Source organism: Pigmentiphaga sp. H8, assembly GCF_003854895.1.
In the GTDB taxonomy this organism is placed as follows: Bacteria; Pseudomonadota; Gammaproteobacteria; order Burkholderiales; family Burkholderiaceae_B; genus Pigmentiphaga.
Window position 1 is genome coordinate 5,540,779 of the sequence record NZ_CP033966.1, and the last position, 14,777, is coordinate 5,555,555.

The 14,777-nt window shown below is 68.7% G+C and carries 15 protein-coding genes; 3 read left to right on the forward strand and 12 right to left on the reverse strand.

Going from position 1 to position 14,777, the window contains the following annotated elements:
• Positions 1–21 precede the first annotated feature (21 nt).
• Positions 22–546 carry a cupin domain-containing protein gene (locus tag EGT29_RS26150; RefSeq protein ID WP_124691741.1) on the reverse strand — a complete coding sequence of 175 codons (525 nt, stop codon included), beginning with the start codon at positions 544–546 and terminating at the stop codon, positions 22–24.
• 158 nt (positions 547–704) lie between these two features.
• Here EGT29_RS26150 and EGT29_RS26155 point away from each other — a divergent pair, with 158 nt between their 5' ends.
• A complete protein-coding gene (locus EGT29_RS26155) occupies positions 705–1,631 on the forward strand; it encodes a LysR family transcriptional regulator (protein ID WP_124691742.1) in 927 nt (308 codons plus the stop codon).
• Positions 1,632–1,646: 15 nt separating this feature from the next.
• On the opposite strand, the gene EGT29_RS26160 is transcribed toward EGT29_RS26155, so the two are convergent.
• From EGT29_RS26160 to EGT29_RS26200, 9 genes are all read right to left on the reverse strand, one after another.
• Positions 1,647–2,531 (reverse strand): LysR family transcriptional regulator, encoded by an 885-nt coding sequence (locus EGT29_RS26160; RefSeq protein ID WP_124691743.1) that lies wholly within the window; start codon positions 2,529–2,531, stop codon positions 1,647–1,649.
• Positions 2,532–2,573: 42 nt separating this feature from the next.
• Positions 2,574–3,638: an NAD(P)-dependent oxidoreductase gene (locus EGT29_RS26165; RefSeq protein WP_161567986.1), complete on the reverse strand. Its 1,065-nt coding sequence runs from the start codon at positions 3,636–3,638 to the stop codon at positions 2,574–2,576.
• Positions 3,625–4,167 (reverse strand): cupin domain-containing protein, encoded by a 543-nt coding sequence (locus EGT29_RS26170; RefSeq protein WP_124691745.1) that lies wholly within the window; start codon positions 4,165–4,167, stop codon positions 3,625–3,627. The genes EGT29_RS26165 and EGT29_RS26170 overlap by 14 nt, the downstream gene beginning before the upstream one ends.
• Positions 4,168–4,223: 56 nt before the next feature.
• The gene (locus EGT29_RS26175; protein WP_238160215.1) at positions 4,224–5,210 is read right to left on the reverse strand and encodes a tripartite tricarboxylate transporter substrate binding protein; all 987 of its coding nucleotides are present in this window, start codon (positions 5,208–5,210) and stop codon (positions 4,224–4,226) included.
• A gap of 154 nt (positions 5,211–5,364) precedes the next feature.
• A complete protein-coding gene (locus EGT29_RS26180) occupies positions 5,365–5,988 on the reverse strand; it encodes a glutathione S-transferase family protein (RefSeq protein ID WP_124691746.1) in 624 nt (207 codons plus the stop codon).
• Positions 5,989–6,037: 49 nt separating this feature from the next.
• Positions 6,038–6,430 (reverse strand): sirohydrochlorin chelatase, encoded by a 393-nt coding sequence (locus EGT29_RS26185; RefSeq protein ID WP_124691747.1) that lies wholly within the window; start codon positions 6,428–6,430, stop codon positions 6,038–6,040.
• Positions 6,427–7,395, reverse strand: a complete 969-nt coding sequence (ybiB, locus tag EGT29_RS26190; protein WP_124691748.1) for a DNA-binding protein YbiB — start codon at positions 7,393–7,395, stop codon at positions 6,427–6,429. The genes EGT29_RS26185 and ybiB overlap by 4 nt, the downstream gene beginning before the upstream one ends.
• A gap of 10 nt (positions 7,396–7,405) precedes the next feature.
• Positions 7,406–8,266 carry an IclR family transcriptional regulator gene (locus EGT29_RS26195; RefSeq protein WP_124691749.1) on the reverse strand — a complete coding sequence of 287 codons (861 nt, stop codon included), beginning with the start codon at positions 8,264–8,266 and terminating at the stop codon, positions 7,406–7,408.
• A 13-nt stretch (positions 8,267–8,279) separates the two neighbouring features.
• Complete coding sequence (locus EGT29_RS26200) at positions 8,280–9,461, reverse strand: acetyl-CoA C-acetyltransferase (RefSeq protein WP_124691750.1); 1,182 nt, start codon at positions 9,459–9,461, stop codon at positions 8,280–8,282.
• Positions 9,462–9,633: 172 nt separating this feature from the next.
• Here EGT29_RS26200 and EGT29_RS26205 point away from each other — a divergent pair, with 172 nt between their 5' ends.
• Both EGT29_RS26205 and EGT29_RS26210 read left to right on the forward strand, forming a co-directional pair.
• Positions 9,634–10,692, forward strand: a complete 1,059-nt coding sequence (locus EGT29_RS26205; RefSeq protein ID WP_124691751.1) for an MBL fold metallo-hydrolase — start codon at positions 9,634–9,636, stop codon at positions 10,690–10,692.
• A 114-nt stretch (positions 10,693–10,806) separates the two neighbouring features.
• On the forward strand, positions 10,807–11,418 hold the full coding sequence (locus EGT29_RS26210; RefSeq protein WP_124691752.1) for a DUF502 domain-containing protein: 612 nt from the start codon (positions 10,807–10,809) through the stop codon (positions 11,416–11,418).
• 49 nt (positions 11,419–11,467) lie between these two features.
• On the opposite strand, the gene EGT29_RS26215 is transcribed toward EGT29_RS26210, so the two are convergent.
• Both EGT29_RS26215 and EGT29_RS26220 read right to left on the reverse strand, forming a co-directional pair.
• Positions 11,468–13,132 (reverse strand): carboxypeptidase regulatory-like domain-containing protein, encoded by a 1,665-nt coding sequence (locus tag EGT29_RS26215; RefSeq protein ID WP_124691753.1) that lies wholly within the window; start codon positions 13,130–13,132, stop codon positions 11,468–11,470.
• Between the two features lie 162 nt (positions 13,133–13,294).
• Complete coding sequence (locus EGT29_RS26220) at positions 13,295–14,764, reverse strand: aldehyde dehydrogenase (protein ID WP_124691754.1); 1,470 nt, start codon at positions 14,762–14,764, stop codon at positions 13,295–13,297.
• Positions 14,765–14,777: the final 13 nt, after the last annotated feature.

A 14,777-nucleotide genomic window follows, 5' to 3' on the forward strand; every position in this document is an offset into this window, starting at 1 on the left:
GCCCTCGAAGCGTGATCCGCGTCAGGCCGACGTCTTCAGGTAGCCCGTGGTGTCGTATTCGAGCCCCGTTCCCTCGGCCGCCTTCAGCACGTCGGGATGCCAGGCGATGCGGCCGACCTCTTCGTCGTTGCCGCCCACCACAGAGTAGATCACCAGATCGTGGTCATTGGGGTTGCGGAAACCGCGCATCACGCCCACCGGCATGGAAATGCAGTCCCACTGGTTCAGCTCCACCGAGTGTTCGCCTTTGTCGCCCCAATACACGATCATGCGGCCGTTCAGGGGGAAGAACACCTCTTCGGTCTTGTGCGAGTGCAGGCTGGCGCCTTGCCCCACCGGCACCTCGATCAGCGTGACGCCGAACCGGTGGCTGCCGTGGATGGCCGGCTGCACCCCCTTGTTCTCGAGCACGCCGCGGTTGATCAGCTTGTAGAGGCGCTTGGTCATGCCGGGCAGCCGGCTTTCGATGAAGGTTTCGCCGTACGGCTTGACCTTGCCCCAGCGCGCGATCCGCGTCGATTCCATTTCTTCCGGAGTGATGTCCATGTCGATTCCTTTATGCGATCGATGTTCGTGGAAGGAAAACAGAGCTATTTCGTTCTGTAGGAAGCACTCTATGGACACCTTTCCCATGCGTCCATTACCATTTTTCGACCATCCTGATAACAAAATGATATGAAGCTCGACACCCCGGGAGAGCCCGCATGGACCTGAGACAACTCCGGTATTTCGTGGTGCTGGCCACGCAGCAGCACTACGGCCGGGCATCCAGCATCCTGCACGTGGCGCAGCCGGCGCTCAGCCGCCAGATCAAGCTGCTGGAAGACGAACTGGGGGTGCAATTGTTCGAACGCCATCCGCGCGGGGCGGCGCCCACCGCCGAGGCGCTGTTCCTGCTGGAACGCGCCTCCTTCCTGCTGCGCTACGCCGAACAGGTCAAACAGGACCTGATCGCGCGCCAGCGCGATCCGCGCGGACCGGTGGCGATCGGCCTGTCGCCCGCGCTGGCCCTGCTGCTGGCGGCGCCGCTCACCCAAGCCATGCGGGCCCGCTATCCGGACGTGCGGCTGCGCATCATCGAAGGGTTCTCGCAATCGCTGCACGACATGCTGGGCCAGGGCTCGGTGGACGTCGCGATCCTGAACGGTCCCATGCAGCTCGCCAACCTGCATGCCACGCCGCTGATGACCGAGGCGCTCTGTCTGATCGGACCGGCCAACGATGCGCGCCTGCGCGGCAAGAGCCTGCCGCTCCAGCGCCTGGCGGGCGTGCCGCTGGTGATGACGGGCGTCCCCAAGTCGGGAGTCCGCCTGGAACTGGAAGCCGCCGCCGCGCACGCGGGCGTCGAGCTGGAAAGCGTGGTGGAGGTGGAGACCATCACGGTCGCCTCGCGGCTGGTCCGCGAAGGCCTGGGCATGACCGTGCACTTCGCCGCCGTCGTGAAGTCCGAGATCGATGCGGGCCAGCTTGCCGCGATCCCGGTCGAGGGGTTGCGGCTGCGCCGCATCCTGGCCCGCGCGGCGGACCGCCCGCCCTCGCGCGCCACGGAGGTGCTGATCGCCTCCCTGCAGCAGGTCATCGCCGACCAGGTGCGCGCGGGGAACTGGCCCCACGCCCGGCTGGAGTTCTAGGCGGGCACGCCGGCCTTACCGGCCCGCCAGTTCATCCGCGACGATATCCATGAACAGCTGAGTCGCCGCCGACGCATGATCGCGCCGGCGCACGGCAGCGACCGTGGACCGGGGCGAATCGGCCAGGGGCCGGAACACCACGTCCTGGGCCGCCACGTGGCGCATGGATTCGGGAACCAGGGCGATCCCCATCCCCACGCCGACCAGTCCCACCGCCGTATTCGCATTCGCCGATATGTTCAGGACCCGAGCCTCGAACCCCGCCTTGCGGCACAGCGCGGTCACCGACTGGAAAAGCCCGACCGGCCGCCGGCTCGCGTTGACGAAGGTCTGCCCCTCCAGGTCCCCCAGCCGGAGGCGGTGCCGCCCCGCCAGCGCGTGGCCCCGCGGCAGCGCCACGACCAGCGCTTCGTCGTAGAGCGGCGCGGCCTCGAGCTCGGCATGGGAAACCGGCAGGCGCATCACCGCCACGTCGACCAGGCCGCGCATCAACTCGTCGATCTGGGCGTCATTGGGCGTTTCCTGCAATCGCACGGAGATAGAGGGATAGCGGGCGGTGAACGTCCGGATGATCTTCGGCAACGTTCCCCGGCAGGTCGTGAAGCTGCACGCGACGACCAGATTGCCCTGTTCGCCGTCGCCGATGCGGCGGGCCTGCTCGGAAATCTCCGGCAGGCGGCGCAGCCAGGGCACGACCTGCTCGTACAAATCCCTGCCCGCGTTCGTCAGCACGACAGATCGCTTGGTGCGCACGAACAGCCGCGCGCCGATCATGGCCTCCAGCATCTTGATCTGCTGGCTTAGCGGAGGCTGCGACATGTTCAGGCGCGCGGCGGCGCGGCTGAAATGCAGCTCCTCCGCGACGACGACGAAATACCGCAGATGCCGTAGCTCGATCATGCCCGGAAACCCCTCCTCCAGAGGACGCCTACCGGTACCGGTTCAGGCAAGCGCGGCAAGTCTCCCGCGCCAGGCGGGCTCGATCTCGGGATTTTTGCACACCGTGGGCAGATCGCCGCGCAGCACGCTCGTGATGTTGTCGACGGCGACCCGCAGCACGGAGTCCATGCTTTGGCGCGTATGGCCGACCACGTGCGGCGTCAGGATGACGTTGGGAAGGCCGCGCAACGGACTGTCCTGCGGCAGGGGTTCGACCGCGAAGGTGTCCAGCGCCGCGCCCGCGATCTCTCCAGCCCGCAGTGCCCGCGCCAGCGCCTCCTCGTCCAGCGCATCGCCGCGCGCCACGTTCACCAGGTAGGCCGTCGGCTTCATCAGCGCGATCTGGCGGGCGCCGATCAATCCCCGGTTGTCGGGACGCACCGCGACGAACACACCGACCAGGTCGGATTCGCGCATCACGGTGTCCAGGTCGGTCAGCCGCACGCCATCGGGAATCTGGCTGCGATCCGCGCGGGGGCTGTAGGCCACTATCCGGGCGCCGAACGCCTGCAGGCGCTCCATCACCGCACGGCCGATACGCCCCAGGCCGACCAGGCCTATGGTCGCGCCGCACATCATGCTCGCATGGGCCTTGCCATCGTAGGGCCGCGGCCGCCAGCCGGACATCCAGGACTCCGACCGGCGCAGGCCGTACAGCAGGTTCAGCATCAGCATGATCGAGGCCTCGGCCATGCTGGTGATGTGTTCGGGCGCGCCGCCATGGCCGACGATGATGCCCAGGTCGGCGGCGGCCTGCAGGTCCACGGTTTCCAGGCCTATGGTGGCGTTGACCACCGCCCTCAGGCGAACGGCCTGCGCCAGGGTCTGGCGGTTGCACTGCCAGCGGGAGCTGAATACCGCGATGTCGGCATGCTCCAGGCCCACGCCGGCCGGCGTGGGCACGACCACGCCGGGAGTATTGGCCGGCCCGCGGGCCACCTCGATCCCGCGTCCGCGCAACTGGGCCGCAAGCCTGTCCAGCAGTTCCTCCATCGTATGATCGCGCACGATGAAGACCGTGGGCCGGCGGGAAGCCGGCAGCGCCCGCGCCGCTTCAATGGCCATCATGCCCGGGCCCGAAGTACATGCCCGACAGCACCGGTTCGACGTGGCCGTTCTGCGCGGAGTTGCCGTCCATCTGTCTGCCATCCGCGCCTATGCGCGCAAACATGTCGCCGCCCTGCTGCGCCGAGCAGCCTATGCGCAGCATGACCAGCGGTTCGCCTTCCGAGGCGCGGAAGCGGTAGAAGGTGCCGCGCGGCAACATCACGCCGTGCAGCGGCCCGAAGGTCCGCACCTCGCCGCCGGGCCCGTAGAAATTGACCTCGCCCTTCAATACGATGAATACGTGGTCCTCGGTCGTATGCGCGTGCAGGGTGTTCTCGCCGCATGCCTCGTAGCACTTCAGGATCACCGTAAGATTGGGCGTGGCGGCCAGCGCGGTGTCCGTCCGGCCCGTGGCCGGCAGCGGTCCCGAGACCTCGAAGAACGAGGGTTTCCCTTCCTGGTAAAGCGCGTGGAACGCATCCACGTAGTCCTGGATCGAATTGAGCAGATGCTTGGGGCCCGTGTCACCGGGCTGGACGGCTGCCGTCATGGCGAATCTCCGGTTTTGCGGCGGCGCCCATGCGCCGCATGAAAGAAGCGATGCGGTCAATCGGCGCTGATGCGCGCTTCGGCGATGACCCGGGACCAAAGCCGGCGCTCGGTCGCGATGCGCCGGTCGAGCGCCTCGGGCGTGCCGGGCGCGGCGTCGATCCCCTGTTCGGCCAGCTTGGTTACCAGATCGGGATCGGCCATCACGGTCCGCAGATCGCGGTTGATCCGGGCCACCACGGCATCGGGCGTGCCGGCCGGAGCAAGCAGTCCGATCCAGGGCTCGCTGACATAGCCCTTCACACCCGCCTCGTCCATGGTCGGCACACCGGGAAGCAGCGCGGTGCGCGCGGAACCCGTGACCGCCAGGGGCTTGAGCTTGCCGGCCTTGACCTGGGGCAGGACAGCCGTGGCCGCGCCGAAATAGAGATCGACCTGGCCGGACAACAAGCCGACCACGGCCGGCGCGCCGCCCTTGTAGGGAATGTGGGTCAAGGGGACGCCCGCCATCGAGCGGAACAGTTCGCCGGCCAGGTGCTGGACGCTGCCCACGCCGGACGAGGCATAAGAGAGCCCGCCCGGCCGGGACTTCGCCAACGCCACGAGTTCGGAAACCGATCCGGCGTCGATGCCGGGGCCGGCCACCAGGGCGAAGGGCGTGGTCCCGATCAACGCCACCGACCGGAACGCTTTCTCGGCGTCGAACGGCATCGACTTGTACATCGCCGGGTTCATGGTCTGCAGATTGTTCGGCGCGACCAGCAAGGTATAGCCGTCAGGCGCGGCCTTGGCCACGGCATCGGCGCCTATCATCGCCGCGGCGCCGGGCTTGTTCTCGACCACGATGGGTACGCCCCAGACGGGACCGAGCCGCTCGGCCAGCAGGCGGGCGGCAACGTCGCCGCTGCCCGCCGGGGGAAACGGCACCACCAGCTTCACCATGCGGGCAGGGTAGGTCTGCGCCGCGGCGGCAAATCCGGTACAGGCCATCGAAGCAATGGCCCACGTGAATACGGGCAGCAGACGGAATCGCAACGCAGGCATCGTTCACCTCTCGGCAAGGCCCCGGGGAACACGGAGCTTCATGCCCCCGAGGGAGAGGAAATTCTGGATGCGGGGCGACGGTGTGTCTAATACAAATTCGCGGCGCAAATCCAATGCCGCAGGTATTACTGCGGCACCTGCCCGCGGCGTGCCGTTACTTCAATTCCTGCCCGAGCACGCCCTGCGCCGACGGCCGGCTGCTGACGCGCTTGTGCCATTGCGCCAGCAGCGGCGTGGCCGGGCGCTCGATGGGCAGCAGGAACCAGCGGTCGATGGCGCAGCCGACGGCGATGTCGCCGATGGTGAAGCGGTCGCCCGCCAGGTACTGGCGGCCGTCGGACAGGAATTTCTCCAGCAGCAGGATCAGCTTGTTGCCGCGCGCCACGGACTCGGCGATGGCCTGAGGATTGCGCTTGTCTTCCGGCGTGCGGATCAGGCCGATGAAGGCCGGTCCCATGGCGGGTCCGAACTCGGTGGCCTGCCAGTCCAGCCAGCGGTCGCTCAGACCGCGCTCGCGCGGATCGGTGGGCCACAGCGTGCCGGCGCCGTACTGGGCGGCCAGGTAGCGCACGATGGAATTCGATTCCCACAGGATGTAGCCGTTGTCGTCCAGCGTGGGGATCTTGCTGTTGGGGTTCAGGGCCACGTACTCGGGCTTGTCCAGCCCGCCGTAGGGACCGCCCACGTCGATGCGGTCGAACTGCAGGCCCAGTTCGCGCGCGGCCCACACCGCCTTGGAAACGTTGATGGAAGTCAGGCGGCCCCAGATGGTCATCATGGTGGAAATCTCCGTGTACGGGTGCAAGGATTCGAACGAGGAAAGAACGCTAGGCCGGCGAACCCGGATCCGTGGCCGGGCGCAGAGCCGCCTCGGCCACGGCATCCAGCACGCCGGGTAGTTCGGACAATACCGGCAGCGACGCGAACCGCAGCGCGGGATGCGCCGCACGCGCCTCGTCCAGCAGGCGCGCCAGGTCACGCGTCACGTGCGCGCCCGCCGCCCAGAATACCGGCAGGACGGCGATCTCGGCCACTCCCCGGCCGGCCAGGACAGCGATGGCCTCGGGCAGGGTGGGCGGCATCAATTCCAGGAAGGCGATCTCGACCGGCGTGCCGGGATCGCGCGCGCGCAGCGCCTGGGCCAGCCCGTCCATGGGCCGGGCCCATTGCGGATCGCGCGAGCCGTGCGCGAACAGGACGATGCCCCGGCGCGGCGTCATGCGGCCCGCCCCATGCGCGCCGCGGCATCGACGATGGCGTCGCGCTGGGCCGCGATGGCGGCCGGCAGCGGCGCCTGTCCCTGCTGGATCGCCCGCACCCAGGCCGCCGTGGGGGCCGCCTCGCGCGCGGGCAGGGCCGGCAGCTCGGCCTCGGCGCGCTCGGCGCCTTCCACGACAGTGGTCTCGGCGCCATCCAGCCAGCTTGCGATGCGCTGCGCGCGGCGGGTATTGGCGACCGCCTCGCCCTCGGTGGCGCGCATCAGCAACGCCGCCTCGCGCCGCAGCGCGAACAGCTCGGCCAGCATGGCGCCGAATTCGGGATGGGTATAGGCGGACAGCAGCAGGCTGGGGCCTTGCACCGGGCGCAGCAGCTTGGCCAGCGTGTGCGCGACGTTGCGCACGCCCAGGATGCGGCGCAGGCCCACGACCCGGGCCAGCCCCGGACTGGCGACGGCCAGCGGCAGATAGGCCAGCCCGCGGTCGCTCAGCGCCCGCGAGGCGGCCGCGGCATCGGGCGAGGCCCCGATGCCGAGTTGCTCCAGGATGTCGATGGTGGGCACCCGCGCGGCATTCGAACCCGCGCCCGGCCGGGCCGGATCGGAGGCCTGCCCGTGCAGCAACACCGGCAGGCCGGCCTGCGCCACGCTCCAGGCCAGCAGCGGCACGAGATTGGGCGCATGGCGCGAGCCGTTGTAGGTGGGCAGGACCACCACGGGCCGGCCGGCCGGCGCCTGGACGCGCGCCATCCGCGCCTCGGCCGCGTCCAGGAAACCGGCCACCTCGGACACGGACTCGCCCTTCATGCGCAGGGCCAGCAGCACCGCGCCCAGCTCCAGTTCGGAGACCCGGCCATCCAGGATGGCGCCCATCAATGCGCCGGCCTGCTCGCGCGCCAGTGCGCGCGAACCGTCCTTGCCGCGGCCGATCTCGCGGATCAGCGGCGCGCATGCATAGGGTTCGGTCATGGGTGCTCCATTACACGCGCTTCATCAGGTCGTTGATGCGTTCGGCGGCTCGGCACAGCAGCGGCAACAGTTCGTCCTGCATCTGCCGCGCGGTCACGAGGTGCGCCTGGCCGCTCAGGTTCAGGGCGGCCACGGTGCGGCCGCTGCGATCGCGGATGGGCGCGGCGATGGCGACCAGTCCGGTCTCGAGCTCGCGATCCACCAGCGACCAGCCCTGCTCGCGCACCTTCAGGATGGCGGCCTTGAGCTGCGCCGGGTCGGTCACCGTCAACGGCGTATGGGCCCGCAGGTCGGACCTGGCCAGCGCCGCGTCGATCTCGGCGTCGGCCAGGCCGGCCAGCAGCACGCGCCCCATGGCCGAGCAGTAGGCGGGCAGGCGGCTGCCTATCCCGAGGTTGATGGACATGATGCGCCCGGTCGGGATGCGCAGCACGTAGACGATGTCGGTCCCGTCCAGCACGGTGGCCGAGCAGGACTGGTGCGCCTCGTTGGTCAGTTGCTCCATGATGGGCTCGGCCAGGTCCCAGAACGGCATGGAGGTCAGGTAGGCGAAGCCCAGTTCCAGGATGCGGGGCGTGAGCCGGAACTGCCGGCCTTCCGTGGCCACGTAGCCCAGTTGCACCAGCGTCAGCAGGATGCGGCGCGCGCCCGCCCGCGTCAGCCCGGCGGCCTCGGCCACCTCGGTCAGGGTCATGGCGGGCCGTTCGGCGTTGAAGGCCCGGATGACGGCCAATCCGCGCGCGAAGGACTGCACGTAGGCATCGCTGGGCTTGACCGCGTCGCCCTCGGCGCCCGCGGACGCGCGGGCGGCCCCAGGGCTGCCCGCGCCGATGCCGGCCGGCTTGCCGCCGGCCGATGGGTGTTGCGTCATGCAGCCCTGGCGATCAGATCAGTTCGAAAGCCATGGCCGTGGCTTCGCCGCCGCCTATGCACAGCGAGGCCACGCCGCGCTTGGCATTGCGCTGGCGCATCGCCCCCAGCAGGGTGGCGATCAGCCGCGCGCCGCTGGCGCCGATGGGGTGGCCCAGAGCGGTGGCGCCGCCGTGCACGTTGACCTTCTCGTGCGGCAGCTTGTGCTCGGCCATCGCGGCCATGGTCACCACGGCGAAGGCTTCGTTGATCTCGTACAGGTCGACGTCGCCCGGCTTCCAGCCGGTCTTGGCGAACAGCGTGGCCAGCGCGCCCACGGGTGCGGTGGTGAACCATTGCGGCTCCTGCGAATGCTGCGCATGGGCAACCACGCGGGCCAGCGGCGCGACGCCCAGCTTTTCGGCGGTGGAGGCACGCATCAGCACCAGGGCGGCGGCGCCGTCCGAGATCGACGAGGAGTTGGCGGCGGTGACGGTGCCATCCTTCTTGAACGCCGGCTTGAGGGTGGGGACCTTCTCGGGCATGGCCTTGTACGGGGCCTCGTCGCGCGCGATGATCTTCTCGCCCTTGCGGTCGGCCACGGTGACCGGCGCGATTTCCCATTCGAAGCTGCCGTCCTCGCTGGCGGCCTTGGCGCGGCGCAGCGACTCGAGCGAATAGGCGTCCTGCTGCTCGCGGGTGAAGCTGTACTTGGCGGCGCAGTCCTCGGCGAACACGCCCATGGCGCGGCCCTTGTCATAGGCGTCTTCCAGGCCGTCCATCGCCATGTGGTCGTACATGGTGGCGTGGCCGTAGCGGTAGCCCTGGCGCGCCTTGGGCAGCAGATAGGGGGCGTTGCTCATGCTTTCCATGCCGCCCGCCAGCGCGACCTGGGCGCTGCCGGCCAGCAGCAGGTCGTGCGCCAGCATCGTGGCCTTCATGCCCGACCCGCAGATCTTGTTGATGGTGGAACAACTGGTGCCGAGCGGCAGGCCCGCGCCCAGCGCGGCCTGGCGGGCCGGAGCCTGGCCCTGGCCGGCTTGCAGCACGTTGCCCATCAGCACTTCCTGGATCTGTTCGGGCTTCAGACCCGAACGCTCGATGGCCGCCTTGATCGCGACTGCGCCCAACTGGTTGGCGGAAAGCCCTGAAAGCTCGCCCAACATGGCGCCCATGGGGGTACGGGCGGCCGATACGATAACAACGGGATCCGACATCTTCGACTCCTGACTCTGAAAAGCGGCGGGCGCCACGGGCAAGGGCGGCGGCTGCGCTCCGGGAAGGCATCCGCCGGCACCTAGGTACACTAGCTGTAATTTACCAACAAGTGGCCTGCCCATTTTAGACCTGCCCCGGCAGCGCCGCACGAACCGGCCAGGCCCACCCGCCATGAATCCTCTCGAACACGAACTGAAGTATCCGCTGGGCGATACCCTGCCCGAGGCCGGCGCCGCCATCGAGGTCGCGCCCGGCATCCGCTGGATCCGCATGCCCCTGCCCTTCGCGCTGGATCACATCAACCTGTGGCTGCTGCGCGACCGCTTCGAGGGGCGCGACGGCTGGACCATCGTCGACTGCGGCGTCGCCCGCGACGAGGTCAAGGCGCTGTGGGAACAGGTCTTCGCCTCCCAGCTCGACGGGCTGCCGGTAGTGCGGGTCATCGTCACCCACATGCACCCCGACCACATCGGCCTGGCCCACTGGCTGACCGAGAAATGGGGCGTTCCCCTGCAGATGAGCGCCACCGACTTCCTGACCGCCCACCTGTTCATCGAAGGCAAGGCCATCTCGGGGGGCGAACGCATGGCCGCCCACTTCGCCCGCAACGGCATGACCGACCCGGCCTCGCTGGACGGCGTGCGCGCCCGTACCCGCTACTACCCGCAGCTGGTGCCCCAGGTCCCCGCCCAGTTCAACCGCATCATGGACCGCGACGTATTGCGCATCGGCGGCCACGAGTGGCATGCCATCGCCGGCTACGGGCACGCGCCCGAGCACATCTCGCTGTATTGCAAGGAACTGAACATCGTCATTTCCGGCGACATGGTGCTGCCGCGCATCTCGACCAACGTCAGCGTCACGGACATCGACCCCGAAAGCAATCCGCTCCAGCTCTACCTGGATTCGCTCAGCGGCTATGCCCACGTGCCGGCCGACGCGCTGGTGCTGCCCTCGCACGGACGGCCCTTCGTCGGCATCCATACGCGCATCGCGCAGCAGCACGCCCACCACGCCGACCACCTGGCACGGGTCAAGCAAGCCTGTACCGGCCAGGCCGCGTCGGCCTACGACGTCGTGCCCGTGCTGTTCAAGCGCAAGCTGGACCTGCACCAGATGACCTTCGCGCTGGGCGAGGCCATCGCCCACCTGCACATGCTGTATTACCAGGGCGTGATCGCCCGCGAGAGCGGCGACGACGGCATAGTCCGCTACCGCGTTCCCGCTTAGGGCCTGTTTCCCCTGGTCTCCGCGCGGCCCCTGGCCGCGCGCATTCTGCTGCTATGCTTGGCGCCCCGGCCACCGCCGCGCGGGGCGGCTTCCCTGGTGCCGCAGGAGTCCGAGATGAAAAACGTCTACAAGTATTTTTTCCGTGGCCTGATCACCATCCTGCCGCTGGCGTTGACGCTGTACCTGCTGTACGTGTGCGTAGCCTGGATGGAGGCGCTCGCGCTGGCGGTGCTCCGCCCCTTCGTCGGCGGCTTCTACTTTCCCGGCATGGGCCTGATCCTGGGCGTGCTCGGCATCGTCGCCGTCGGCATGCTGGTGTCCAAGCACCGGGTGCGCCGCCTGCTGTCCTACGTCGAATGGCCGTTCACCAGCATCCCGGTGGTCAAGAGCATCTATTCCTCGCTCAAGAGCTTCGCCGACTATTTCACGCCCAGCACCAGCCAGGGCGGGCAGCAGGTCGTCATCCTGCGCATGCCTGGCCAGGAATTCGAACTGGTGGGGCTGGTCACCCGGCGCAGCACGGCCGGCCTGCCCGAGGGCTTCCTGCCCGGCGAGCGGGTGGCCGTCTACCTGCCGATGGGCTACATGATCGGCGGCTATACCGTGTTCGTGCCGCTTTCGTGGGTCACGCCCATCGACATGACGGTGGAAGAGGCGATGCGCTCGTCGCTGATCGCCTGGATGGCGCGCACGCCGCAGGCGGCGCCCGCCCCCAGGCAGGAATGACGGGATCAGGCGGCGGACCTCACGGGAAAACCGCCGCCCATCCCATTCCTCAAGGTGCCGCGCAGTAGCGGCGAGTCACGACCGCGGGCTCCGGCTCGGCGCTGGACCACGCGCCGACACGGTTGACGGTTACCCGGCAGCTTGCATCCACGTTCAGCTTGAACACAGTCCACCACCGGGTCGAACCGGAGACTTCTCCCGAAGTCGGACCGAACACCGACAGCGAACCCTTGTTGTTGAGCTCGACACGAACCGGGGAGCCGGTCATGCCGGGATCATAGGTGCCCGAGTAGTTGTAGAGCGCGTAGGTGTAAGTGCCCACCATCAGCTTGCGGATGGTCACCACCTCGGGGCCGAAGCCAGTGGTGTCATCGACGTCCAGATTGACGAAGGGGTCGGTGCCCAGGCTGCCCTTGTTGGAGAAGTAGATCTCGGTGCCATCCGGCGTGAACAGGTGCGAATCCACGTCCAGGGGCCGGGCGCCCCAGGTCAGCTTGATGCTGATGGCGTCGGTCAGCGTCGTCAACGACAGGCATTCTGTCAGCGTGGTGTCCGCGGCGAACGGCCCCACCGACACGGTATTGGACAGTTTGACGCCCTGTTGCGCGAACAGCGTGGCCTTGCCGCCCTTCTTCATCGCGATGCGGAACTTGCCCTGGGCATCGGTACGCACGGACGACGAGCTGGAGTAATCGATGCCGTCCGAGGTCACCAGAATGTTCGCCAGCGACGATGCGCCCGCGTCGTCGGCCACGCAGCCGTTCACGTAGACCGTGTTCATCAGCTGGTCGGCATTCCAGTACGTGAAGTGGCTGACGGTGCCCTCGTAGTACTGGTCGGCGCCCGAACCTGCCAGCGTGGCCGAGCCTTCCTGCTTCCAGAAGCCGGTCGCCTCGTCGAAGTAGAACAGCGGAATCGTGGCGGGGTTGCTGGCGCTGCGGGTAGCGACCGGAATGCGGATGGTCGCGGTCTTGCCGGGCGCCAGGTTCAGGCGTTCACCCGCGGCGTTCTGCAGGGTCACGTTGATCGCGCCCCAGCTTTCCATGACGCCGGTGCCACCGCCGGCGGTCGCGACCAGGTACTGGCCGGGCATGGCGTTGACGTTCAGGGCCGGGTTCACCGCGTTCAGCGCGACCGAGACCCTGCCCGTGGCGGGCGTGCCGTTGGGACGGACCAGTCCGTTGGCAGGCAGCGAGACCGATGCCGGTGTGTTGGGCGCGGTCACGGTAATGGCCGTGGCGGCGTCGCCGCCGCCCGTCACGTCCACCGGCTGCAGTTCGACCGAAGCCATGCTGGTGGTCTGGTTGGCGACCACGGCGGCGGTGGGCAGGCCCTCGCCATAGCCGGTGGCGTTGACGCGGATCACCGTCCGGCTGGCGGGCGCGACACCGGCCAGTTCGAACTCGCCCTGGGCATTGGACGTGGCGCTGGCCGAGCCATTGGTGACGCGGGCGTTCTGGATGGCCTCGCCGGTCAGGCTGTTGATGACCTTTCCGGTTACCTTGCCGGTGGCCGTGGCCGGCGGCTCGGGGTTGGTGGGCGGTTCGGGATTGGTCGGCTGCCCCGGATTGGCGTTCGACGAGCCATCGCCGCCGCCGCATGCGGCCAGCACCAGCGACGCGCCAAGCGCCGCCAGCAGGGCCGGCAGCCGGGACTGGCCGACGCGCGCGCGGCCGCCCGCGGGGCTCTCGCCCAGCGTAGATTCGTGTTTCATGATTCCCCCTGTTTAGAATCCGCTGGCCTGACGGTCGGCCAGGCCAATTTTTGTTGTAAGCGTTTACTAGCGGCGAAAGTCTACAGAGGGAATGTGAGATGCACTCACTACGTTAACAATACATACATCTCTTGCAAATGCTCAGATAGACGAGGTTACGTGTTACCGGCTCCATGGCAGCGGCGCCGCGTTCATGCCCCAGTAGTAGCTTTTCTGGTTGGTGTATTCCAGGATCCCCAGCCGGCCCTTCTCGCGCCCCGTACCGCTCATTTTCACGCCGCCGAAGGGCGTGCTGACCGAGAACAGCTTGTAGGTGTTGACCCAGACGGTGCCCGTCTGCAGCGCGGCGCCCAGGCGCCAGGCCGTCTTGTAGTCTCCCGTCCAGATGCCCGAGGCGAGGCCGAACACGCTGTCGTTGCACTGGGCGATCAGGTCGGCCTCGTCGGTCCACGGCAGCAGCGCCAGCACCGGGCCGAAGATTTCCTCCTGGCACATGCGGGCCTCGTTGGGCAGGCCTTCGATCACGGTGGGCAGGTAGTAGCTGCCGCGCTCGTAGCCGGCGCCCGCGGGCCGCTGGCCGCCGGCCAGCACCCTGCCGCCCTCGTCCACACCCAGTTGCACATAGCGTTCCACCGATTCGCGATGGGCGCGGCTGACCAGCGGCCCCATCTGGGTCTGCTCGCTGGCCGGGTCCCCTACGCGCAGCGCCCGCACGCCCGCCAGCAGGCGTTCCTTGAAGGCTTCATACACGCTGGCGTGCACGAAGGCGCGCGACCCGGCAATGCACGATTCGCCCGACGAACTGAAGATGCCGTACAGCACGCCGGCCACCGCGTGGTCCAGGTCGGCGTCGGCGCAGACGATGGTGGGCGACTTGCCGCCCAGTTCCAGCGACGTCGGCATCAGGCGCTCGGCCGCCAGCCGGGCGATACCCAGGCCGACGGTGGTGCCGCCGGTGAAGGCGATGCGGCGGATCAGCGGATGGCGCACCAGCGCGTCGCCGACCACCGAGCCCTTGCCGGGCACCACGCTCAGGATGCCGTCGGGCACGCCCGCCTGCTGCGCGATGCGGGCCAGTTCGATGGCCATGCGCGGCGTGATCTCGGCGGGCTTGAACACGACCGCGCAGCCGGCCGCCAGGGCGGGCGCCAGCTTCTGCGCCTCGCTGGCGATGGGCGAGTTCCACGGGGTGATGGCGCCCACCACGCCCAGCGGCTCGTGCACGCTCATGCTGACGTAGTCGCCGCGGGACGGGGTGATGGTATCTTCCAACGTCTCGCAAGCCGCGGCGAAGAACTGGAAGGTGCCGGCCGCGCTGGCCACCAGCGCGCGCGTCTCGTTGATGGGCTTGCCATTGTCCAGGCGCTGCAGCTGCGCCAGTTCCTCGGCCCGGGCCCGGATGCCGGCGGCGATGCGGGACAGGATGGCGCCGCGCTCGTGCGGCTTCAGGCCGGCCCACTCGGGGCGCAGGCGCGCGGCCTCGGCGGCGCGCACGGCCTGGTCCACGTCGTCGGCGTTGGCCGCGTGCAGCGTGGCGACCTCGCTGCCGTCGGCGGGGTATTCGGTCACGTAACGGGGGCCCGAGGCGTCGCGCCAGGAGCCGGCGATCAGGGTCTGGATGTGTTCGGTCATGTCAGGGTTCCAT

Coding starts and splice junctions, on each gene's coding strand:
- EGT29_RS26150 (WP_124691741.1), bottom strand. CDS start 546: ATGGACATCACTCCGGAAGAAATGGAATCGACGCGGATCGCGCGCTGG.
- EGT29_RS26185 (WP_124691747.1), bottom strand. CDS start 6,430: ATGACGCCGCGCCGGGGCATCGTCCTGTTCGCGCACGGCTCGCGCGAT.
- EGT29_RS26155 (WP_124691742.1), top strand. CDS start 705: ATGGACCTGAGACAACTCCGGTATTTCGTGGTGCTGGCCACGCAGCAG.
- EGT29_RS26175 (WP_238160215.1), bottom strand. CDS start 5,210: ATGCCTGCGTTGCGATTCCGTCTGCTGCCCGTATTCACGTGGGCCATT.
- EGT29_RS26170 (WP_124691745.1), bottom strand. CDS start 4,167: ATGACGGCAGCCGTCCAGCCCGGTGACACGGGCCCCAAGCATCTGCTC.
- EGT29_RS26215 (WP_124691753.1), bottom strand. CDS start 13,132: ATGAAACACGAATCTACGCTGGGCGAGAGCCCCGCGGGCGGCCGCGCG.
- EGT29_RS26165 (WP_161567986.1), bottom strand. CDS start 3,638: ATGATGGCCATTGAAGCGGCGCGGGCGCTGCCGGCTTCCCGCCGGCCC.
- EGT29_RS26160 (WP_124691743.1), bottom strand. CDS start 2,531: ATGATCGAGCTACGGCATCTGCGGTATTTCGTCGTCGTCGCGGAGGAG.
- EGT29_RS26205 (WP_124691751.1), top strand. CDS start 9,634: ATGAATCCTCTCGAACACGAACTGAAGTATCCGCTGGGCGATACCCTG.
- ybiB (WP_124691748.1), bottom strand. CDS start 7,395: ATGACCGAACCCTATGCATGCGCGCCGCTGATCCGCGAGATCGGCCGC.
- EGT29_RS26210 (WP_124691752.1), top strand. CDS start 10,807: ATGAAAAACGTCTACAAGTATTTTTTCCGTGGCCTGATCACCATCCTG.
- EGT29_RS26195 (WP_124691749.1), bottom strand. CDS start 8,266: ATGACGCAACACCCATCGGCCGGCGGCAAGCCGGCCGGCATCGGCGCG.
- EGT29_RS26220 (WP_124691754.1), bottom strand. CDS start 14,764: ATGACCGAACACATCCAGACCCTGATCGCCGGCTCCTGGCGCGACGCC.
- EGT29_RS26200 (WP_124691750.1), bottom strand. CDS start 9,461: ATGTCGGATCCCGTTGTTATCGTATCGGCCGCCCGTACCCCCATGGGC.
- EGT29_RS26180 (WP_124691746.1), bottom strand. CDS start 5,988: ATGATGACCATCTGGGGCCGCCTGACTTCCATCAACGTTTCCAAGGCG.